This window comes from Lachnoclostridium phytofermentans (assembly GCF_000733755.1).
Classification (GTDB): Bacteria; Bacillota; Clostridia; order Lachnospirales; family Lachnospiraceae; genus Lachnoclostridium; species Lachnoclostridium phytofermentans_A.
Genome location: NZ_JPOF01000007.1, coordinates 527469 through 547855 on the forward strand (window position 1 = coordinate 527469; position 20387 = coordinate 547855).

Annotated in this window: 23 protein-coding genes; all 23 read left to right on the forward strand. The window is 36.9% G+C overall.

Annotated features, from left to right (window positions below):
* Nucleotides 1–4: 4 nt before the first annotated feature.
* The 23 genes from CC92_RS0118280 to CC92_RS0118410 all read left to right on the forward strand — a co-directional run bounded on the left by CC92_RS0118280 (nucleotide 5) and on the right by CC92_RS0118410 (nucleotide 20322).
* A complete protein-coding gene (locus tag CC92_RS0118280) occupies nucleotides 5–346 on the forward strand; it encodes a hypothetical protein (RefSeq protein WP_031420557.1) in 342 nt (113 codons plus the stop codon).
* A 128-nt stretch (nucleotides 347–474) separates the two neighbouring features.
* The gene (locus tag CC92_RS22860; protein ID WP_197035811.1) at nucleotides 475–627 is read left to right on the forward strand and encodes a hypothetical protein; all 153 of its coding nucleotides are present in this window, start codon (nucleotides 475–477) and stop codon (nucleotides 625–627) included.
* 1 nt (nucleotide 628) lies between these two features.
* A complete protein-coding gene (locus CC92_RS0118295) occupies nucleotides 629–1165 on the forward strand; it encodes a hypothetical protein (RefSeq protein ID WP_031420559.1) in 537 nt (178 codons plus the stop codon).
* 3 nt (nucleotides 1166–1168) lie between these two features.
* A complete protein-coding gene (locus CC92_RS0118300) occupies nucleotides 1169–1567 on the forward strand; it encodes a hypothetical protein (RefSeq protein ID WP_031420561.1) in 399 nt (132 codons plus the stop codon).
* Between the two features lie 19 nt (nucleotides 1568–1586).
* Complete coding sequence (locus tag CC92_RS22865; RefSeq protein ID WP_051926214.1) at nucleotides 1587–2363, forward strand: hypothetical protein; 777 nt, start codon at nucleotides 1587–1589, stop codon at nucleotides 2361–2363.
* Between the two features lie 14 nt (nucleotides 2364–2377).
* Nucleotides 2378–4459: an InlB B-repeat-containing protein gene (locus CC92_RS0118310; protein WP_031420564.1), complete on the forward strand. Its 2082-nt coding sequence runs from the start codon at nucleotides 2378–2380 to the stop codon at nucleotides 4457–4459.
* A 207-nt stretch (nucleotides 4460–4666) separates the two neighbouring features.
* Nucleotides 4667–5629, forward strand: coding sequence for a hypothetical protein (locus CC92_RS0118315; protein ID WP_051926215.1), 963 nt, complete (start codon nucleotides 4667–4669; stop codon nucleotides 5627–5629).
* Nucleotides 5630–6038: 409 nt separating this feature from the next.
* Nucleotides 6039–6509, forward strand: coding sequence for an IS200/IS605 family transposase (gene tnpA / locus CC92_RS0118325; RefSeq protein WP_029501569.1), 471 nt, complete (start codon nucleotides 6039–6041; stop codon nucleotides 6507–6509).
* Nucleotides 6510–6663: 154 nt separating this feature from the next.
* Nucleotides 6664–7668: a DUF5688 family protein gene (locus CC92_RS0118330; RefSeq protein ID WP_031420568.1), complete on the forward strand. Its 1005-nt coding sequence runs from the start codon at nucleotides 6664–6666 to the stop codon at nucleotides 7666–7668.
* A 109-nt stretch (nucleotides 7669–7777) separates the two neighbouring features.
* Complete coding sequence (locus CC92_RS0118340; RefSeq protein WP_031420570.1) at nucleotides 7778–8320, forward strand: JAB domain-containing protein; 543 nt, start codon at nucleotides 7778–7780, stop codon at nucleotides 8318–8320.
* Between the two features lie 4 nt (nucleotides 8321–8324).
* On the forward strand, nucleotides 8325–9287 hold the full coding sequence (locus tag CC92_RS0118345; RefSeq protein WP_034225326.1) for a DUF3991 and TOPRIM domain-containing protein: 963 nt from the start codon (nucleotides 8325–8327) through the stop codon (nucleotides 9285–9287).
* Nucleotides 9288–9659: 372 nt separating this feature from the next.
* Nucleotides 9660–10187: a hypothetical protein gene (locus CC92_RS0118355; RefSeq protein ID WP_031420575.1), complete on the forward strand. Its 528-nt coding sequence runs from the start codon at nucleotides 9660–9662 to the stop codon at nucleotides 10185–10187.
* Entirely contained in the window at nucleotides 10187–10516 is a 330-nt protein-coding gene (locus tag CC92_RS0118360; protein ID WP_031420577.1) for a MobC family plasmid mobilization relaxosome protein, read from the forward strand. Before CC92_RS0118355 ends, CC92_RS0118360 begins: the two co-directional genes overlap by 1 nt.
* A complete protein-coding gene (locus tag CC92_RS0118365) occupies nucleotides 10506–11960 on the forward strand; it encodes a relaxase/mobilization nuclease domain-containing protein (protein WP_156037025.1) in 1455 nt (484 codons plus the stop codon). The genes CC92_RS0118360 and CC92_RS0118365 overlap by 11 nt, the downstream gene beginning before the upstream one ends.
* A 25-nt stretch (nucleotides 11961–11985) precedes the next feature.
* A complete protein-coding gene (locus CC92_RS0118370; protein WP_031420579.1) occupies nucleotides 11986–13164 on the forward strand; it encodes a hypothetical protein in 1179 nt (392 codons plus the stop codon).
* A gap of 15 nt (nucleotides 13165–13179) precedes the next feature.
* Nucleotides 13180–13572 (forward strand): hypothetical protein, encoded by a 393-nt coding sequence (locus CC92_RS0118375; RefSeq protein ID WP_031420581.1) that lies wholly within the window; start codon nucleotides 13180–13182, stop codon nucleotides 13570–13572.
* 12 nt (nucleotides 13573–13584) lie between these two features.
* Nucleotides 13585–14694, forward strand: a complete 1110-nt coding sequence (locus CC92_RS0118380) for a PcfB family protein (protein ID WP_031420583.1) — start codon at nucleotides 13585–13587, stop codon at nucleotides 14692–14694.
* 5 nt (nucleotides 14695–14699) lie between these two features.
* Entirely contained in the window at nucleotides 14700–16895 is a 2196-nt protein-coding gene (locus CC92_RS0118385) for a VirD4-like conjugal transfer protein, CD1115 family (RefSeq protein ID WP_031420585.1), read from the forward strand.
* Between the two features lie 139 nt (nucleotides 16896–17034).
* Entirely contained in the window at nucleotides 17035–17772 is a 738-nt protein-coding gene (locus tag CC92_RS0118390; protein WP_031420587.1) for an alpha/beta fold hydrolase, read from the forward strand.
* 375 nt (nucleotides 17773–18147) lie between these two features.
* On the forward strand, nucleotides 18148–18510 hold the full coding sequence (locus CC92_RS0118395; protein WP_031420589.1) for a major capsid protein: 363 nt from the start codon (nucleotides 18148–18150) through the stop codon (nucleotides 18508–18510).
* A gap of 52 nt (nucleotides 18511–18562) precedes the next feature.
* Nucleotides 18563–19405 (forward strand): hypothetical protein, encoded by an 843-nt coding sequence (locus tag CC92_RS0118400; protein ID WP_031420590.1) that lies wholly within the window; start codon nucleotides 18563–18565, stop codon nucleotides 19403–19405.
* Nucleotides 19406–19417: 12 nt separating this feature from the next.
* On the forward strand, nucleotides 19418–19813 hold the full coding sequence (locus tag CC92_RS0118405) for a DUF4313 domain-containing protein (RefSeq protein WP_031420592.1): 396 nt from the start codon (nucleotides 19418–19420) through the stop codon (nucleotides 19811–19813).
* A 14-nt stretch (nucleotides 19814–19827) separates the two neighbouring features.
* On the forward strand, nucleotides 19828–20322 hold the full coding sequence (locus CC92_RS0118410) for a PrgI family protein (RefSeq protein WP_031420593.1): 495 nt from the start codon (nucleotides 19828–19830) through the stop codon (nucleotides 20320–20322).
* Nucleotides 20323–20387 lie beyond the last annotated feature (65 nt).

Sequence of the window (20387 nt, forward strand, 5' to 3'; positions counted from 1 at the left end):
GATTATGAGTACAACGATAAAGACGTATGTGGGCATTTTCATACTCCTGGTATCCGTATTTTCTATGGCTGGAGTGATGTCAGCCTGTATTGATGCAAATAATGCAAGGGACTTTCATGCTTCTGTAATGGCAGAGATAGAAGATTCCAATTTTGCACCAAGTGTAATCAGTTCATGTGAAGAGCAAGCAGAAAATGCAGGATATGAATTGTTAATTGACAGTAACAGTGTAGTCAAAGATGAAGATGGGAAACCGACTCTGATGGAAGTAATCTTAAAATATGAATATCATATTGATTTCTTTGGAGTGATAAGTTCTCAGCAGATTCGAGGATTTGCAAGGTAGAGGAGGGGGAGACGATGAAGTTAATTATGGAGCAGTTTGGAAGTAGCATTATTTATGCGATTGCAGGAAGTGGAATGGCAGCAATTCTGATTGGTTTTTTAAAAGTAATCAGTAGTTAGGAGGAAAGGATGCAAGAAATATTTGAAGAATATGGAGAGTTTATAATTGAAGTAATCAGTGGTGTGCTTTTACTTGGAATACTTGCTCTTTTCCTTTTAGGAACGCCAATGATCACAATGATACAGAAATTTATCACGAGTGTGTTAGGAGGCGGTATGTAAAATGAAAGTGATATTTCAGGAGTTTGGAACAGCCATTATTGCAATTATAACAGCCGCTCTTATCATTGGAATTTTATTTGGAATTTCGGTATCAGGTAGGCATGGAATTCTAGAAATTGCAGGTGCAGCAACAAACAAAGAAGAGATTAATTATATTTCTTATAGTGACTTTGATTCAGTAGTCATATGGCATAATAGAACCAAACCGGTTGCAGGATATACAGCAACTTTCGGAAGATTCTTTGCAATCGAAAATGCAAATTTTTTAGAACGATATTATGCAAAGGATATGGAAGGCAGTATTTATCCAATGGATGAAGTAATCATTGCAAAGTTGTTTACAAATAATATGTTTGGTAAAATATTAGACATCAGAAAAGCAGATGGAACAAGTGTTATGAGTGCTTATTCAGAGGCTAATGGAAGTATCCGCTTTCCCAGTGCAGGAGTCTATGAGGTCTATTTCCAGATCAGAGACAGAGAAAATCTGACCAGTGTCTGGAAGATACCGATTGCTGTGGATGAGAGGAGAAATTAGCCGATGAAGAGTGTGTTTTTAGGATTTGGAATCACGATTTGTTCTATTATATCTATTGTTATCGTCATGACTCTTTGTGGTACTAATATAAGGCAGAATGAGTTGAATAGGGCAGTTGATAGTGCAATAAAGGATACGGTGGAGAATCAGTTTGATGACACAACCTATTCTGTAAATAGCAATGATGAGTTTGTGACTGATTTTATGGAAGATTTGTTAGTGCAAATTAATTCGGATTGTTCCGTGGTAGTAAATGTACTGGATGTAGATTATCAAAAGGGTCTATTATCCGTTGAAGTGATTGAAAAATATATACATCCCATTGGAACAGAAGGGAAAGTTTCCGTAAAGCGAACGGTAATTATGGAGCAATATACTGTGCCAATTGGTGGGGCAAGATGAAATTAGAAGGAGGATTTGGATGAAAGAGCCGTTAAAGAAGTTTTGGAAGAACCACTGGAAACCAGTGATTGCAGTGATTGTTTTGACAATATTAGTTGTTGGTATTGTTGTTTATAACAATTGGGATTCAAAAAACAATCCAGTTGAAGTAGTAGCAGATACAGGTATGATAGGTGCTAACATATCAGAGGAACCTCAGATAACAGAAGAGATAACAAGTGCTGTAGTAGAAAAGTCGACAGTTACAGAGAATGCTACAAAGGAAGTAACAGAAGCTGCTTCTGTCATAGAAAGCAAGCCGACAGTGAAACCGGAAGTCGAAGATAAGAATAATACAAAACCCAACAATGAAGATTCTAATGAGAAAGGAACAACAGAGAAGCAGTCAGAAGAACCAGAAGCTACGTCAACTACAATGCCAACAGTAAATCCCGTACAAGAAAATAAGTACGTTCCAATTTCAGAGGGATGGAAAGCTTCTGAGACAGCAAAGGGAGACATAACATCTGCTCAAAAGGCAGATATAGATAGTATGATTGAAAGCTGGAAGAGTCGGACCATGTCTGATACAGAACTGAAAGAAAAAATCGTATCATATTTGGAGGAGCAAGGTATTGAGTGTATGGAAGTTAGCGTTACCAGTAAAGGATATGCACTGTATGATGCATTACCGGAAGTTGATTTAAGAGATGGTGGCAATTTGTATTCTTTTGTAGGAACTTACAGCACGGGAAAGCAGAATCCGGATGGAACCAATAAGACGGTGTGTTACAATTGGTCTGCATTTGTATTTTAGGAGGAATTGAATAAATGAAGAAATCATGGAAAACAGGCTTACTCAGTCTGTTTTTCTTTTTGTCAATAATAGGAGTTGCCATAGTAGTCCCACCTCAAGAAGTTAGGGCAGGAAACTTTGATAATGCTGTTGATTTTTATAATAATTATGGATCAGGCATTGTGTTTAAGGATGGGTACTTTTATTACGCGACAAGGGGAAAAGCAGCAACAGCCAATGTTAGTACAACGCATTGGAGTACTATTGGTTATCGTATGAGGGTAAATACAAGTTCGCAATCCACATATATTTACTTTAATTTGTCTGGGTACACGGTAGAAACAGTAAATGAAGTGTATTCAGACGGATACATTTATGATTTATGTAGGATTAATCTTAGTTATGTGAAATCAAAATTGGCGCAGACAAATCGGACTGCGTATAACGAATTCATTATAAATGGAGGGTATTTAATTGTAGACAGTTGCATGATTACTGTCAAAATTGACAAGTACGGAAATCGTACAAACAGTGGTTCTATGGATGATTACGGAAACTTCTGGGGAAGTGTCTATACAGATTATAACGGTATAGCGAACGCTGCACCGTGGAGCAATCCAAGCTCCCTGCACAGTTATTTTAACAAGACTATTAATTATGTGACAGAATTAAAATCCAGGCAGGTTGTATATGTAAGATATCAGAATACTGATGGAGATTATGGAGGATATAGTGTAGTAATCAACAAAGATTATGTATATGGAGAGACCGTTTCATGGTCAAGAAATGCAGATGCCTGCTATAATGCTGCCAGTATTTCCTATACGGCAAAGCAGGATAAAACGTCCTATGTTTCTGTCACAAGAAAGCAATATGTACAGAATGTGTATGTGAAATATCAGGATGCGAATGGAAATTATAGTAGTGATTGGGGACTGGCAAAAAGTCAGAACTTGTATTATGGTTCTAGTTTTGAATGGTCATATGGGGGAAATGATTGTTACAATGCAAGTTCCATCAGTAAGTATACCGTGACAGAAGCAAAGAACCACTATATCTATATTTCGAGAAAGAAGTATACAGTCAGTGTAAGTGCTGGTACTGGAATTGAAAGCGTGTCTGGTGGGGGCAGTTATTATTATGGAGCAACTTCTACAGTGGATGCAGCTGTGAAAACAGGTTATACGTGGAAAAACTGGAGTGGGACTTATACTTCCATTAGTAAAAGGTATTCCTTTACTGTGGTAGGAAATATAGCGTTAACTGCAAATGCAGAAGCAAATACGTATTACATTGTATTTTATCCAAACGGGGGAAGTGGTACAATGACAACAATGACTTGCAAGTATGACCAAACGTATACTTTACCGGCAATGAGCTTTACGCCACCGGCACATCCGTGTACTTACCTTGGATGGAATACGGATGCCAATGCTTATTTTGCAAGTTATTCTGAAAGACAGCAGATTCGAAAACTGACAAGTGTAGATGGATACACATTTCATTTTTATGCTATCTGGGATTATGCACCGGATTTGACATGCAGTGACCGTTATTTTACCTTATACGAAGCAAAAACCGGTATTATTACTGAGGATGAGCTACTTAGAACAGTAAAATCGACGGACAGGGAAGATGGGACAACGCAGATCAGGGTCAAGAACTATTCATTGACTATGTTCACAAGCTTCACAAGTTCAGGAGACTTGGTAATTACCTATACCACGACTGATAGCAGAAATAATACGACAGAGAAGCAGGTTAAAGTTACAATAGTTGATACAGATGTAACCGTAGAAGGTCCGCTGGACTTTGATGGGAAGAAACAATATGCAAGGTTTATTGATTCGAGCTATTATTTGAAGTCTTATGAAAATGGTGGATTAGAATCGACTTCTAAGTGGAAAAGTGAAACAACTTACAAAGATACCTTGTCAGTTGCTATGAACAATGCGAAAGGTGAAGATGATAACTGGTCGCATACATTGCAGACTTGGGAATTTACGAAGGAGGATATAGATCAGGTTAAGCAGTATGTTTCGAATAATGGGATGGGAAATACCAAGAATGGAAATGTCTTAGCGCAATTTATATATTTATTTGAGAGATGCAGATAATAAAAAAGCTATTCTATTATTATTTTGTAAACTGGTAAAGCAAAATATCATTAAGTCAGTTAACATTCCAGATAAGAAAATGAGAATGCTTGTTGAAAATGACATTTGATAATGGAGATGGTATAATGCTATAAGAATATAAACAGGAAGTTGTTAAGGTGATATACAAATAGATTACTTATATAATTTGAGTTTTGGAGGTGCAGGATGAACGCTTTAGATTTTATAATGGAAGATGGTGAAAAATGGCTGCAATACGCCATAAGAATTAATCTCCTAAATGAAAGTAAGGAGAGCTTGGTAGAGCTAAGGAAGCAGGCATTAGTTGATGCTAAAATTAAATCGTATTTAAAAGATATAACAGATTTCCATAGTATCCTTGTGAGCAATCACAAGAATCCTGAATTGCCCATACACAAGTTACTGTTTCTTTTGGAACTTGGATTTGATACTGATGTTCCGGAAATACAATTAGCTGTTGACGAAGTCATGTCACATAAAGATAGCAATGGAGTATATCAGTCTCTAACCAATATTCCAAAACACTTTGGAGGAAGTGGTGAGGATGTGTTTAGTTGGTGCCTTTGTGACGCTCCACTATTATTATTTGCTTTGCTTAGAGCAGGAGTTGACTATGATAAACATATAAAGCAAGGGGTAGACTATCTTGTGAATTTTTATAGAGCACCAGGTTTTCCATGTACCGTTTCACAGGAGCTTGGTAAATTCAGAGGTCCAGGGAGAAAGGATGATTGTTGCCCCTATGCTACATTGATAATGTTAAGATTGCTTTCAGCTATTCCAGAGTATAGTGAGAGTAAAATTACAGAGGAAGCGGCAATGGGAATACTATTACTATGGGAAAACAGCTTATCAATTCACCCATATATGTTTTACATGGGAACTGACTTCAGAAAACTTAAAGCTCCGTCCATTTGGTATGACATAGTAAGCGTTGTAGAGGTACTAAGCCATTTTGAATGTGTTAAATTAGACAAACGTTTTATTGAGATGGTTACAATTATAAAAAACAAACAAGATGAAAATGGTTTATTTACACCAGAAGCTATTTTCCAGAAATTCAAAGGATGGGATTTTGGACAAAAGAAAAAACCATCACCCTATCTAACATACTTGTGCAATCAAATATTAGCACGAGTAGGATTATGAGTATAACTCGAAGCAGATAAATTTACAATTTATAAGAATAATATAAACTAAAACAATTTGCTCATAAAAGTGATTAAGAATTTTATGAGTAAGATTACCACAAAACAGCCAGCTAACCACTGGCTATTTTTGTGTCCATTATTGAAAGGGGCGAGTTAGATATGGTTAAATATAAACGCCAAAAAGTTCCACCATAGCATAGTTTTTTCAAAACTGAATACCAACACCAACCAATCACACTGGGAGATACAAGCTTTTTGTATCTCCCTATTTTTGTAGGGCTATCTTTAATAAACCACCGGCTAGGCCGGTGGATCACAATGGCTTCTAGCATTTTCATAATAAAACTCCTTTGTTATAATAAGTGTGGGTCTCAAACCGCACTAAATATAACAAAGGAGGTATCCAATTGGATAAGAATACATTATCACATACAACATGGGAATGTAAATATCATATTGTTTTTGCACCGAAATTTAGAAGGCAGATAATTTATGGAAGTATAAAGGCAGATGTTGCAAATATACTAAGTACATTGTGTAAAAGGAAAGGTGTAGAAATTATAGAGGCTGAATGCTGCAAAGATCACGTGCATATGCTAGTTAGAATACCACCGAATATAAGCGTTTCGGAATTCATGGGGTATTTGAAGGGAAAAAGTTCATTGATGATATTTGATAGACATTCAAATTTAAAATACAAATATGGAAATAGAAAATTCTGGTGTAGAGGATACTTTGTAGATACAGTTGGAAAAAATGCAAAGAAAATAGAAGAATACATCAGAAGCCAGTTGATGGATGACCAAGCAGAAGATCAACTAAGTTTGAAAGAATTTATTGACCCGTTCACGGGTGAGCCAGTAATAAAAGGCAAATAATAAACCCTTGTAAGGGTTAGCCAGAGAAAGTGGTGCGGTTGGGGCCTTTACTTTCGAAGGACCTTTGAGGTCCATGCCGGCAATAGCCCCTTACAGGGGCAGAGCAAACCACCAGTTCACACTGGTGGTGCTGATTATTTAGGAGGAAATTTAAATGATGAATTACGAATTATTCAAGGAAGTAGTGGCAGAGAAATTTAAAGAATTTATGCCAGAGGAGTACAAAGATTACAAGGTCGATGTACATTCAATAACAAAGGTGAACCAGACAATGGACGGAATTAATCTGGTTCCAACAGGTGATGACAGATTATCAACTTCACCAACTATCTATATCAACAACATGTACGAGCATTATAAAAAATGCGAAGATTTGCAGGAAATGTTACAGAGTGCAGCAGAGTCTATGGTTAAAGCATTTGTGGAAGCACCAAATGTTAGTCCAAAGGTTGATTTTGATACAGCCAAAGATAATATCATTATGGTGCTAGTGAATACGGAGCAGAACAAAGGAATGCTTGAGAATGTGCCTAGCAGACAGTTTCAGGATTTATCCATTATCTATCGCTGGGTTGTGGATAAGGACAGAGATGGAATTTCTAGTACGATTGTAAATAATGGTCTTGCAGAAAAATTAGGTATGAATGAAGAACAGCTTTATAAAGCTGCGGTAGAAAATACAGTACGTTTATTTCCACCAACCGTGAAATCCATGAATGATGTTATCAGAGATATGATGATGGCAGATGGAATGCCGGGTGAAATTGCAGATATGATGATTGGGGAAGTTCCAGAGGAAAACATGATGTATGTGATTTCTAATGACAGAGGTGTAAATGGTGCAGCTTCCATGCTTTATGAGGATAATCTTCACAAGTTGGCTGAAAAGTTAGAAACAGATCTGTATATTATGCCCTCGTCGCTACACGAAGTTATTGCAGTATCAGTAAATATGGGAGATCCAAATGAATTGGCTCAGATGGTAAATGAAATCAATATGGACCAGGTTTCATTAGATGAGAGATTATCAAATCAGGTATATCACTATGACAAAGACCTTAGAAAGCTTTCATTAGCAACGGATACTCCAAATAAACGTCTTGATGGAATTGTGGCAGAACCAAAACTTATCTATGAAGTTAAGGATCAGTCCAGATAGGAGTGGATTATGGAACGAGAAGTAACAATGCAAGAAATTGTGAAGCTTGTAAAAGACCAAGAAGGGGATTTTATCATTCACATTTCAATTGGAGAGGAGGCTGATACCGATGCCAAGGAAGAATGAATTTAAATTGGATGTGGTATCAGTAAGGCTTGTGAAAGACGCTCCGGTTTTATCGGAACACAGAATTGTGACTCCAGAGGATGCAGTAGATGTGGTTGGAAAATTTCTATGTGAAATGGATAGAGAGGTAGTCTGCATTGTGAATTTGAAAGGAGACAATACACCAATTAACTTTCATATTGCGAGTATGGGAGCAGTGAATCAGGCTATGGCACATCCAAGAGAATTGTTTAAATCAAGCATTCTTTCAAATGCTGCTAATATGATTCTTCTTCATTGCCACCCCTCGGGAAATTTACATCCATCCAAAGAGGATACGATGCTAACAGATCGTATGCTCAAGCTATCAGAACTAATTGGTATTCCCCTTCTTGACCATATTATTGTGGGTGGAGATAACCGTGAATATTTCAGTTTTAAGGCTAAGGGATTAATGAAAAATCCTTCTATTGTGTTAAATACGAATTATGAAACATTGAATTTTCCGCCTACTTCAATGGTAGCGGAGAAGGGAAAGGGTAGGTGATAAAATGGATAGATTTACAGAAGCAGAACTCGCAGCTGCAAAGAGCATTGACTTAACCGCAGTTGCGACAAAACTTGGATATACAGTAAGGCGTGTTGGAAATTATTACACTTTGAAAGAAATGGATTCCATTCGAATCTACAATAAAACTCATTGGTTTCGTTGGAGCAGACAGTATGAGAAAGGCGAAAATGGTGGTTCACAGATAGATTTTCTACGGGTATTTGCAGGAATGGATATAAAGGAAGCAGTATTTTGGCTACTTGATTTTGCGGGCTACAGAGGAATATCAGAAGCTAAAACATCAAAACCATTTAAGCATCAAGTAGAAGTGAAACAGGTGGAAAGTAAACTATTCGTATTACCCCAACCAGCTGCGAGCAATGCATATATTTATTCGTATTTGAATCAGGAAAGAGCAATCAGCAAGGTGGTCATCGAATACTTTATAAACCATGGACTTATTTATGAATCCAGAGATTATCACAACGTGGTGTTTAAAGGAAATGATAAGGAAGGTGTTACCAGATTTGCCAGTATGCGAGGTGTGTTTGACAGGGGTGGTAGTAGCTTTAAGTGTGATGTAGCAGGAAATGATAAGAATTATGGTTTTAACATTTTCACAGACAATAGCTGTGAATTAATTGTATTTGAAGCAGCCATTGATCTTATGAGCTATATGGACATTCATATGGATTTTGAAACAAATAAGCTTGCCCTTGGAATGTTATCTGATGCACCAATGGAGACCTTTTTAGAGGAACACCCTCAGATTACCTCCATAAGATTTTGTTTGGATAATGATGTGCCCGGAAGAAAGGCAACGGAAGAACTTACAGAGAAGTATTATAGCTTAGGTTATGATGTAGAGGACTGTCCACCACCAAAGAACTACAAGGATTACAACGAATGGCTTGTTGCTGTTAAGCTTCTGCCTGTAAGGACAGAGAGATCAATGATGCGTTGATGGGGAAATACCATACCAAAATGGACTTTTCATGGGGAATTTCCAAATGACAGATGCCAAAACATGGGGAAATGTCGTAGGGAATAAATTGGTGGTTTTCTTGATGAAAAAATATTTCATTTTATACATGGGGAAATACCATACCAAAATGGACTTTTCATGGGGAATTTCCAAATGATAAGTGCCAAAACATGGGGAATTTCCATGGGGAATATAAAATATCAGGGGTTTTAGGGGATTAGCTCCCCTAACTAGATGCATTAGAGACGGAGACGTCTCTAATGCGTATCTAGCCATGTCGGTAGCTATGCTATTGTCATGGGAAAGAACTAGAGATTTACTAAACACGGATAAGGAGGTGTGCTAACCGCAATGGATAAAGAAGCTGTTTTATTTACAAAACCAGAGGAACTTATAGAGTATCTGGATGAAAACGATTTATTGATAGATCTTAGCAGTAAAGATTCAGAAATCCTGCTTAATTATATGGAAGGTCATGGATATAGTCTTGGTGAATTAGATGGAAAGCTTGTCAGAGTCGATATCGGTGAGGAACATGGCGAAGTTATGGAGTATTCCATTGATGATGCTATTGATGTTGTTTGCGAGTGGAACTATGAGATTATTCAGGAAGCCAAGGAAAGAAGAGATTCGCCTGAAAACTTTCTGGATTTTTGTTCTAGTCAGGGTAAATATGAAACTTTGAGAGAAGATGAAAAAACTCTGGATAAGATGTTTTATAAAACTCGATATGGCAAGGAAATTAATGAACTTGCTGAAAGACTTGCACAAGAAGCCGCTAGAAATATTAAAGCAAGTAGGAAAACGGATTCAGTAGTAATTGCAGTTACAGAAGAAATTCAGCAATACAGTACAGATAAGAAGGGTAAGGTGAGATAATGGCAGATTCAGTTCATTGTATCAAGAAGACCTTACGACTCATGCCTGATGAAGCAAAGATGTTAGCTGAAAAATCAGCAAGTGCAGGAATGTGTGAAGCTGATTATCTAAGATTATTAATTAGTCAGAAGCCAAATGATTATCCGGAAGTACGCAGATTATTAAAAGATTTGATTAATGAGGTTAATAGAATAGGTATTAATATTAACCAATTGGTATTTAATCATAATTCCGGATTATATAGCGAACAGGATAGAGAACGCCTTTTTGCATACATGAAAAAACTGAATGTAACTGTCAAAGAGGCGGTGGTACAGATTGGCTATTAGTAAAATCCTTTATATGAAGGACTGTGGCAGAAACTTTCCAGGAAAGCATTTGAAGGTAGCAATTGAATATATTTCAGTGCCCGACAAAACGCAGAATGGAAAGTTTGTTGCAGGACTTAACTGTCAGCCAGATGCTGCTTATGAACAGATGAAGCAGACGAAAATAAAATTTGGCAAAACTGATAAGAGACAAGGATATCATTTGATTATTTCCTTTGAGGAAGGAGAAGTGGATGCTGATACCGCATTTGAAATCATAGGCAAGATTGCAAAAGAGTATCTTGGCGAAGAGTATGAGGCAGTATATGCGGTTCATGATAACACAGAACATATACATGGTCATATTTGTTTCAATAGTGTTAGCTTCAAGACGGGTAAGAAATATCGCTATGAAAAAGGCGATTGGGCCAGAGATATTCAACCTATTACAAACCGATTATGTGAAGCGTATGGATTATCAACGATTGAATTGTCAGAGGATAAGGCAAAGTCAAATGATCATTATAAGGAATGGAATGATTTTAGAGATGGCAAGTTTGTTTGGGGCAATATGATTAAGCGTGACCTGGATACTTGTATTATGCAGGCTCCCACTTTTGATAGCTTTTTAGAATTATTGGCAGACAAAGGGTATGAGATTAAGCAAGGAAAATATTTTGCAATCAGACCACTCGGTATGTATCGATTTAAAAGATGCAAGTCATTAGGAGAAGATTATACGGAAGAACGGATAAGAGAAAGAGTCTTTAGTGAATCTTTATCTGATTATAGACCGTTACGAAAGGGTGAGCAGCCTAGAATTGTTACGTACAAGATCAAACGATTCAAACGAGCTAAAATGTCTGGGTTGCAGAAACGATATTTTGCAAAGCTCTATCGCATAGGTCAGTTTAAGAAGAAACCATATAGTCAGGCATGGAAGTACAAGGATGATATTCGGAAGATGCATAAGTTACAGGAACAATATTTATTTCTATCAAGGCATGATATCCGAAATATTGTTGATCTTGCGATGACGACTGAAAGCCTGACAGCGAAGAAGGCAGAGGTGTCAAAGGAGAAAAGCCGGGTATTTAAAGCCAGAGCTAAATGTAACTCCCTATTTCAGACACTTGATGAAATGCAGGAATTAAAGGAGTGTGAGAATAGTTATCAGTCTGGAGACAACTTCTTTGAAGAAGAGCATCAACAGTGGAGCAATTTATTTAATAAACTTTTGAAGGAAGGATACAAAGTAGATGAGGTGGAAGTTCTAAAGGAGCATTATAGGAATGAAATAGCACTGGTGAGAGATAAGGAGAAAGCAGCATTTAAGGAACTCAATCTTGCAAAGTCTATTATGAATGAAATACTTCATGATTCAGAGGAGCGTAAGAAAGAGGAAGAAATCAAGAAAACTCAAACACAGAATAGTAAGAGCAAACAACAGCAGCCAATACATTAGGCTGTTATTTTTTTAGGAGGAATATATGGAAGAGAGAAAGCAACTCAGTGTAAGTGACAAGAACGGTATTTTAAATGAACTTACAAGAAAAGGTTATACCCAAGAGGTAGTTGATCTTGTAAAAGAAGATTTAGATTTTGGTCTTTCCCAAGAGCAAACGCAGCTATATCTGTTAAAGAAACTGGATATCCGCCAGATGAGGGTACAGTCACAATGTATTCGCAACGGATATTCGGATGATGTTATTGCAGTAATTATGTGTGACAGACTAAATGGGTATCAAATGCAGATAGCGTTGGAGTTTTTTCAAAAGGGTGTGCCGTTAGATACTATTAGACAGATTGCAGACACAGGTTTGCAGGCAGCAGCCATGCAACAGGCATTTCAAAAGATATTAGATGAAATGAAAAAGGCTCAAGACAGTGTGAAAGACGAGCCAGCATATGTAAAGCAACTAATGGAAGAAATCAAAGGAATCGTTTCAAAGATTGATGTGCAGGATAAGCGTTATGATGCTCTAAATGAGAAATTAAAGATTTTTGAAAGTACCAAAAAGGATGAAGAAGTCAAAGACGGCTTGCTAAATTCTTTAGGAGAGAAGGATCAGATGCTATCGGAACAGCAAGATAAAATTAACCTTGCAAATTCAACCATTGCAAAATTACGAAATGATATTGATGCAATAAGAGAGGAGAAGAGAAAGATGGAGAGTAGGGTAAAAGAACTTGAGGAAGAAATATCAACTAGCGCGTCTTCAAATGTAAATGCAGCTAGCAAGAGTAATGCGGTTGTGGTAGAGGATAGTGCAGCTAAACCAGTGGAAATGGCGACTGTTAATCAACCAGTAAAAAATCAGACTTCGCCGGTGCAGTTTATTTATGGAACGCCTGTTTATTATGCACCAGTTCATGACGCTAATGGAAATTTTATTCAGAATGTAGTGATTGATAAAACTGTAAAGAAGAATAATGGTGCATTTGCAGCTATATCAAAGCTTCTTTTTAAGAAGAAATCAAGACAGGATATTGTAAAACTGGTTGCAAGTGGAGAATTAGAACCATCTCAGCTTGTTCAGATTAGAAATGCCATTGAGAAGGGATTAAGCGAGGATCAACTATTAGAACTAATTCACAGTAAAGCATCAGCGGAACAAATGCAGGGCGTTATCGAAATAGCAATTAGCATTAATAGTCTTGTAGATTAGGAGGAAACAAAAAATATGAGTATACAGGTAATAAGTGAAATGGCAGAAACAGTAGCACAGAAACCATTAATCAGTAAGGAGGAACAATTATTTGTTGTTGAATTTGCATTTAAGACAAGCGATAAGGAACTGACAAATAAACTGATTGATGAACTGGCAGTACCCAATAAAGATTCGGATAATATTATTGCAAAATACGAAGCGATGCTTGATGAAAAGCCAGTATGGATCGGTCAGATTGAGAATCTGTTAATTGCGCTTGAAATGTATCGTATCGAGGAAGAAAAAGCGATAAATCGTTTGGCAGATATTTTAAATGCATATGGCATTGATGTGACAGCTGATGAAATCCGCACGGTTGGTACGAATGATTTAAAAGAGCGTGTAAAGAGAGAAATAACACTTTAGGAGGTGCAGAGTATGGCAGAAGAAATTCAAGAGGCAGTGCAAATTATTCGTGTAGCCTATGATGGCATTGAAATTGCCATGAAAGTAGGAAATGGAGGAATTGGAGCTATGCAAAAAGCAATTGATGTTCTAAAGGGAATGCTCGACTATGAAAAGTCCCTTGGTAAGACTTCAATGAAAAAGCTCTTGATGAAGGGCGGCGATTTGCAGGTATTACAGTTTAACACAGAAGATATGAAGAAGGTTGAAAAAATGGCTAAGAAGTACGGAATTCTTTATTCGGTTTTACCGGATATCAATAAGAAGGATGGACTGTCGGAGGTTATATTTCATTCGGAGGCTGTTCCTAGAGCAAATATGATGATTCAAAAGTTGAAGTTTGGAAGAATTGCAACCTTTGATGATTATTTGAAAAATGGAAATGAGAAAGATTTAAGTAAACTCATGGAATTCTTAAAGGGACAGAAATTGGGAAACGAGAAAATCCACACTGAGGAAACTGTTAGAGCAGGAGTTCTAATAGAAGGTCTGATTGAAAAGGTTGGTCTGTTTGCAATGGAGAAACAGAGCATCAGTGTGGATGCTGTAAAGGAGAATTTTAGTATTGGAAATGAACAGGCGGAAAATATTATTAGTCAGCTTGAGAAAATCGGAGTTCTTGAAAAGAGCGACTTAAATGGTGAGCATAAGGTTATCATGGATAGAGAAGCGTTTCAAAACCGAGTAAAAGGATATCAAGAGTTGGCAGATAGAATGCGTGCAATATCGGCTACTAAGGATACCAGTCTTTCTGATATTACAATTAGTAAGAAACTGATTGTTGATGAAAATGATCATGCAGTTAAGACGAGAGTTCCTGGAGCATGGGGCAAATATATGTGGATTAACAAAGAAAATATTATGGAAATTCACAATGGCAAAACAATGCTCACATTCCTTGATAGAAATAAGGACTATAAGATTTATGATGAAGAGAACCGTGTTCTTGAAACAGTAAGGGGTGAGAAACTTCATTCCAACAATTATGACAAGGTAGAAGCAGCGATAAGGGAAAGATATGAAAAATCCCAGAGTCAGACTAAAACAGCTAGACCTGTCAAGAAAGATACAGTAAAGAGGTGATGCCAATGCAGACAAGTAAGAAGAAGGTATCACCTGTTTTTATTCTTTTAGGAGCAATTGCTGCAGCATACCTTGGATATCTAGTAAATGGTGCATGGAAAACAGATATGAATATCAATGATTTCATAGCAGCATTTTCCGAGGTGTGTAATAAGCCATTAGCAAATTATTATAATGATTCAACCGTAAAAGCGGTGGTAATAGCGATGTTTGTCTATACCATCGCTATTATTATGTACTATACTAGTCAAAGGAATTATATGCCGGGCAAAGAATTCGGTACAGCTAAGTTTGAGGAACCAAAGCATGTGAATAAGATACTGGAAGACAAAGACGTGGGATTTAATCGAATTCTCAGTCAGAATGTTCGGATGTCACTTAACTTTCGCAAACTTAAACTAAACGGAAATATCTTGATTTGTGGAGGTTCCGGTGCTGGTAAAACTTTTTATGAGGTAAAGCCAAATTTGATGCAAATGCCACATCATTGTTCTTTTATCTGTACGGATCCAAAAGGGGAAATCCTCAGAAGCTGTGGTAAAATGTTAAAAGATAATGGATACAACGTAAAAGTTATTAATTTGTTGGAGATGAATAAGTCTGATTGTTATAATCCATTCTCTTATATAAGGGAAGAAACGGATGTTGTAAAACTGATTACAAACCTCATTTCTAATACAACACCAAAGGGGTCGACACCCTCAGATCCATTCTGGGAGAAGGCTGAAGGCTTATTTCTACAGGCAATTTTCTACTATGTATGGTTAGAAGAAAGACCTTCAAAGCGAAACTTTGAAACAGTTCTTAAACTCATGGGAGAAGCTGAAGTAGCAGAGCAGGGAAAGCCTTCAAAACTTGATGTGCGTATGAAATTTTTAGAAGAAAGTTCTACACTTGGAGTGAATCATCCGGCAGTAAAGCAATATAACAAATGTATGCGTGGTGCAGGAGATACGGTTCGATCCATTATTATCAGTGCCAATTCAAGATTGGCATTCCTTGAAAATAAACAGGTTTTACGGATGCTGTCGAAAGATGAACTAAACCTTGCAGAACTAGGCATTGGGGTAAATGGGGATGGAGAGACAAAAACGGCATTATTTTGTGTTATTCCTGATACAGATAAATCCTATAACTTTATTATTGGGATGCTCTACACGCAAATTTTTCAGGAGTTATACTATCAAGCTGATTTTAATTGTGGAGGCAGATTACCGATACATGTCACATTTATGCTTGATGAGTTTGCTAACGTTGCGTTGCCAGATGATTATTGTTCCTTGCTATCAACAATGCGTAGCCGTGAAATTAGTAGTATTATTATTATCCAGAACTTTGCGCAGCTCAAGGCACTTTTTAAAGATACTTGGGAGACGATTCCCGGAAACTGTGACACGTTTATCTATTTAGGAGGAAACGAGCAAAGTACGCATAAATATGTGTCAGAACTACTTGGCAAAGGTACCATAGATAAGAAGTCCAGTGGCGAAACAAAAGGAAGGCAGGGAAGTTCAAGCAGGAATTATGATGTGCTTGGAAGAGAATTATTTACACCGGATGAAGTAAGAAAGTTGGATAATAGGAAATGTCTTGTCTTTATACGTGGATTTGATCCTATTATGGACAATAAATATATTCCTTTTGGACATCCAGCTTTTGATTTGACAGCTGATGGGAAAGGTACGCCGTATGTGCATGTTATAGAAGCTGAATCTACGGTAATAGGAGCAACATTTGAAATATTAACAAAACGCTCTGTTGAGTATTATGAGGCTTTGAAGAAAAAGGGTGGGAACATTTATATTGATGACCTTACCTATGATGAATTTATGCTTTTTGGAGATACCGAACTTGGTAAACGATTTATTAGTATGGATGAGAAGGTGCAGAAAGAGAAGCTGCAATCATCACAGAATAACGAATTGGAATATTCCGAAGAGTCGGTAACGAGAAAAGTAAGATCTGAAACTAAGGCAGCGCAGCAACATCAGGAGAGAAAAGCTTTGGATGGGGAAGATACTATCACAAATCGTATGCTACATTGGAAGTATTCAAAGGAGCAAATTGCTGAACTCAAGCGAGCGATAGCAATGAAGATGTCGGAAGTTAATGTTCTAGAATTCTTTTATCCAGAGACAGATGTTAAGCAGATGAAAGAGATAATTGATACATTCCAGGCATTAGGTCAAGCTAATTTCTAATACTATAAGTTGCAGTTCGAATAAGGAATTTGTATAAATAACGATGGCATAATTGGCGTTAAATTGTTATAATCAAGCCAAATGGAAATTGTAATTTAAACTGTGATGATTTATACAATGTGCAAAGGGGGAATATTTAATGCAGTTTTATGAGTTTGGAAAAGAAAACACTGAAAATGTAATGCTTATACATGGGATGGGAACAACATGGGAAATGAGTTTTTCTTCTTTTATTGCAGTTGCTCAAAAAGAGTATCATATTATTGCGGTTTCGTTAGATGGATATAATCCTAATGAGACTTCCGAATTCGAGTCAATTGCTGTTGAATCCAAAAAAATTGCAGATTATCTTATAAAAAACTACAATGGGAACTTTGACACAATATACGGTTCGTCAATGGGTGGAGCAGTTTTGCTGAGTCTTCTTTCAAACACTAGCATTAGAATTAAAAGTGCGATAATTGATGGTTTATATGCATCTAATTATGGTATATTTTCAAAAGCAATAACCAAGCTTATGACGTCATTGACTGTAAAAACAATGAGTGGTAACTCTACTCTTTTGATGAAGATGATGGGGATTGAAAATACTGATGATTTAAGAAACAAAATGTATACTGGAGCTTCAAAAAATACTATCTATAATTGCTTTTATGAAAGCTACATTTTTAATTTACCGGCGAATATACATGAAATATTGTCATTAAAAATCTGGTATGGGAGTAAAGAGCGGTATCCACAAAAGCTATCAAATAAAATTAAGAAGGTTAATAAAAATGCAATAATTAAAATATTTGATGCTTATGGACATGGTGCTCTTTTAAATAATCCTAATCAGTTGTTAGCAGAAATTAAAAATGCAAATAGGGGAGAATAAGCATTCGCTGCATTTCGCTTTGAGCATATCATAAAGCCTTCAGATTTTAATTTGTAAATGCATACAAGGAGGCGACAAAAGATCAGTATCTAACTTTCCGGATACTCAAGAGCTTTATAATTAACATATAAATAAAAAATCATATATAGTACGACGTAGCCGAGGTAAAATCCCCGGCTATTTTTGTGCCCAATTTAAGGAGGTGATTACCGCAGTAACATATCGGGGAAAGCCCGATTCAAATTGGTCCCAGGAGCAATCCTGTTTTTATAGATGCAACTAATAATAGAAGATAAACGAAGCCGGAAGAAATGAAGCTGATTCATTTCCATCCGGCTTTTTTGTCCAAAAAAATTATAGAAGGAGAAATTATTTATGAATAAGAAAGCGATTAATATAACAAATAAGGGAACAAAGAAGGACGGCTTTTTTGTAGGAATGAAGAAGAAAGTAATTCCTGCATTTTCAGGAGCCATTATGGCTTGCAGTTTATTTTCCACACAAGTAATGGCAGCTACTGACACAAGTTCAGTAACCCAGCCACTTGATAACTTAAAGACATTGGTTATTGCAATTATTGGCGCAGTTGGTGTCATTATCCTTGCAAAGAATGTTATGGAATTTGCACAAGCGTATCAGCAGCAGGATTCTTCTACCATGAACTCTGCACTTAAGGGTATTGTGGCAGGTGTCATGATGGCGGGTATTTCATCCGTTTTAACTATCTTAGGATTCTAGGAACAATAATGGGTTAGATTCCCAAATCAACAGAAAGAGGTGAGACACAAGTATGGATATTTTCAATCTTGGAGAACAGATCCTTGACCTTCTGGAGATGGTATTTGGTTTTTGGAACAATCAGATAGCACTTGTATTTTCATTGCTCGGTCAGTCGCCCGTGGATTTTAAGGGCGGCGGTCCGTGGGCAGTCATTGAAGGAATAGAACCTATCTTCGTTGGAGTAGGTTCATCTCTGGTAGTACTGTTTTTTGTCATTGGATTTTGTTCGGAAAGCGTAGACATTCGGGAAGAAATGCGATTTGAAGTCATTTTAAAAATGATGATTCGTGTTGGAATTTCTGAATGGCTGGTAGTAAATAACGTAACTATTATGAAGGCATTTTTTACATCGATAGGTAATTTGGTTGGATTAATGACGCAAGGAAATATTCCGACACTTTCTATTGATAGTGCACAGGCAGATGTGATATCAAATCTCGGTTTTGGAGCCAGTTTGATTATGCTAATACTAGCGGCACTGTTATCCATAATCATTATTATCTGTGGGTTTTTCCTGATATACACTGTTTACTTTAGATTCTTGAAGATATTAGTAATCGTGCCTTTAGGAGCTATAGCATTTTCAACAGTAGGTGGAAACAGAAATATAAATCATACTGCTGTAACGTATGCAAAGTACTTTTTGTCGGTGGTATTGGAAGCAGTAACAATGGCATTATCAATTCTTGTTTGTAATGCATTCATTAGTGCAGGACTACCGACATTTACAGAAAATTATGCAGATTGGGCACAGACGCTTATTTATTTATGTGAGATGACATTTACAATTGCAATGACAGTCGGAAGTGTGAAAGGTGCACAAAACTTAACCAGTAGGGCATTAGGATTATAGGAAGGAGCAATTATGGAGACGTTGGAATTAAAGACACAATGGGGAAGTACGGAACAGGTACAACTTGAAATTAACAATTACCTGGATAATAACGGTATGTATATAGGGATTATGACAAGTTCAGATTATCCAGAACCATATGGAGATATGACAGTCAATCTAGATAGCAAAGCACCAGATTATTGCGGCTATATTGACACCAATAATATGCCAGAGTTAGCGAAGTTCATAGAGGACAATGATATTGGGGAGTTTACAGGGCTTACGAAACGTAGCGGCTTTTGTGAATATCCCCTTTATTTATTTAATCCAGAGAAACTTCGTGAGTTATGTCCAGATGGGATGGAAGCTTATGAACGAAGTATTGGAGCTACGAAAGCACCAGAAATGAAGGAAAAGGCAAGATAAACGGAGGTGAGGTTATGGTAATTGAAGTCAACAAGGATGTTGATAGATATCAGGAGTCAGTGGCACTTGGATTATCAGCAAAACAGCTTATATTTTCAGCAGCAAGTTTGATTAGTGGATCAGGGATTGTCTTATTACTGTATCCCTATATCGGAATTACAGGAAGTGCGTATGTGGCAATACCAGTGGTAGCACCAATTGCACTTGGAGGATTTTATTCCTATAACGGAATGAGCTTTTATAATGTGATGCAAAGAAAGCTGCATATGATGTTTGGAAACAAAGCATTGGTCTACGTATCCACTGAGAGCGAAGCAACAATTAAAGCGTATCAGCTAGTAGAGGTAGGAAAAGGCAAGAAATCAGTAAGGCAAGTAGAGCGGAATCAAAATAAAAAACAGGAGGAATTTGAAGCTATGAAGAAGAAAATGAAGAGTATAATGATTGGCTGTATTGCAGCAGTTGGGCTTGCAGTAGCAGGAACAGTAGCATATAAAATTTTTCATTAGTAACATGTAAATATTGTTATACCTCTATCAAGAGGTCGGACAATCCAGGCATTAGCCGGGAAGTT

Excerpts from the sequence above, each read along its gene's own strand:
- CC92_RS0118280 (WP_031420557.1), top strand. The coding sequence starts at position 5 with ATGAGTACAACGATAAAGACGTATGTGGGCATTTTCATACTCCTGGTA.
- CC92_RS22860 (WP_197035811.1), top strand. The coding sequence starts at position 475 with ATGCAAGAAATATTTGAAGAATATGGAGAGTTTATAATTGAAGTAATC.
- CC92_RS0118295 (WP_031420559.1), top strand. The coding sequence starts at position 629 with ATGAAAGTGATATTTCAGGAGTTTGGAACAGCCATTATTGCAATTATA.
- CC92_RS0118300 (WP_031420561.1), top strand. The coding sequence starts at position 1,169 with ATGAAGAGTGTGTTTTTAGGATTTGGAATCACGATTTGTTCTATTATA.
- CC92_RS22865 (WP_051926214.1), top strand. The coding sequence starts at position 1,587 with ATGAAAGAGCCGTTAAAGAAGTTTTGGAAGAACCACTGGAAACCAGTG.
- CC92_RS0118310 (WP_031420564.1), top strand. The coding sequence starts at position 2,378 with ATGAAGAAATCATGGAAAACAGGCTTACTCAGTCTGTTTTTCTTTTTG.
- CC92_RS0118315 (WP_051926215.1), top strand. The coding sequence starts at position 4,667 with ATGAACGCTTTAGATTTTATAATGGAAGATGGTGAAAAATGGCTGCAA.
- CC92_RS0118330 (WP_031420568.1), top strand. The coding sequence starts at position 6,664 with ATGATGAATTACGAATTATTCAAGGAAGTAGTGGCAGAGAAATTTAAA.
- CC92_RS0118340 (WP_031420570.1), top strand. The coding sequence starts at position 7,778 with ATGCCAAGGAAGAATGAATTTAAATTGGATGTGGTATCAGTAAGGCTT.
- CC92_RS0118345 (WP_034225326.1), top strand. The coding sequence starts at position 8,325 with ATGGATAGATTTACAGAAGCAGAACTCGCAGCTGCAAAGAGCATTGAC.
- CC92_RS0118355 (WP_031420575.1), top strand. The coding sequence starts at position 9,660 with ATGGATAAAGAAGCTGTTTTATTTACAAAACCAGAGGAACTTATAGAG.
- CC92_RS0118360 (WP_031420577.1), top strand. The coding sequence starts at position 10,187 with ATGGCAGATTCAGTTCATTGTATCAAGAAGACCTTACGACTCATGCCT.
- CC92_RS0118370 (WP_031420579.1), top strand. The coding sequence starts at position 11,986 with ATGGAAGAGAGAAAGCAACTCAGTGTAAGTGACAAGAACGGTATTTTA.
- CC92_RS0118375 (WP_031420581.1), top strand. The coding sequence starts at position 13,180 with ATGAGTATACAGGTAATAAGTGAAATGGCAGAAACAGTAGCACAGAAA.
- CC92_RS0118380 (WP_031420583.1), top strand. The coding sequence starts at position 13,585 with ATGGCAGAAGAAATTCAAGAGGCAGTGCAAATTATTCGTGTAGCCTAT.
- CC92_RS0118385 (WP_031420585.1), top strand. The coding sequence starts at position 14,700 with ATGCAGACAAGTAAGAAGAAGGTATCACCTGTTTTTATTCTTTTAGGA.
- CC92_RS0118390 (WP_031420587.1), top strand. The coding sequence starts at position 17,035 with ATGCAGTTTTATGAGTTTGGAAAAGAAAACACTGAAAATGTAATGCTT.
- CC92_RS0118395 (WP_031420589.1), top strand. The coding sequence starts at position 18,148 with ATGAATAAGAAAGCGATTAATATAACAAATAAGGGAACAAAGAAGGAC.
- CC92_RS0118400 (WP_031420590.1), top strand. The coding sequence starts at position 18,563 with ATGGATATTTTCAATCTTGGAGAACAGATCCTTGACCTTCTGGAGATG.
- CC92_RS0118405 (WP_031420592.1), top strand. The coding sequence starts at position 19,418 with ATGGAGACGTTGGAATTAAAGACACAATGGGGAAGTACGGAACAGGTA.
- CC92_RS0118410 (WP_031420593.1), top strand. The coding sequence starts at position 19,828 with ATGGTAATTGAAGTCAACAAGGATGTTGATAGATATCAGGAGTCAGTG.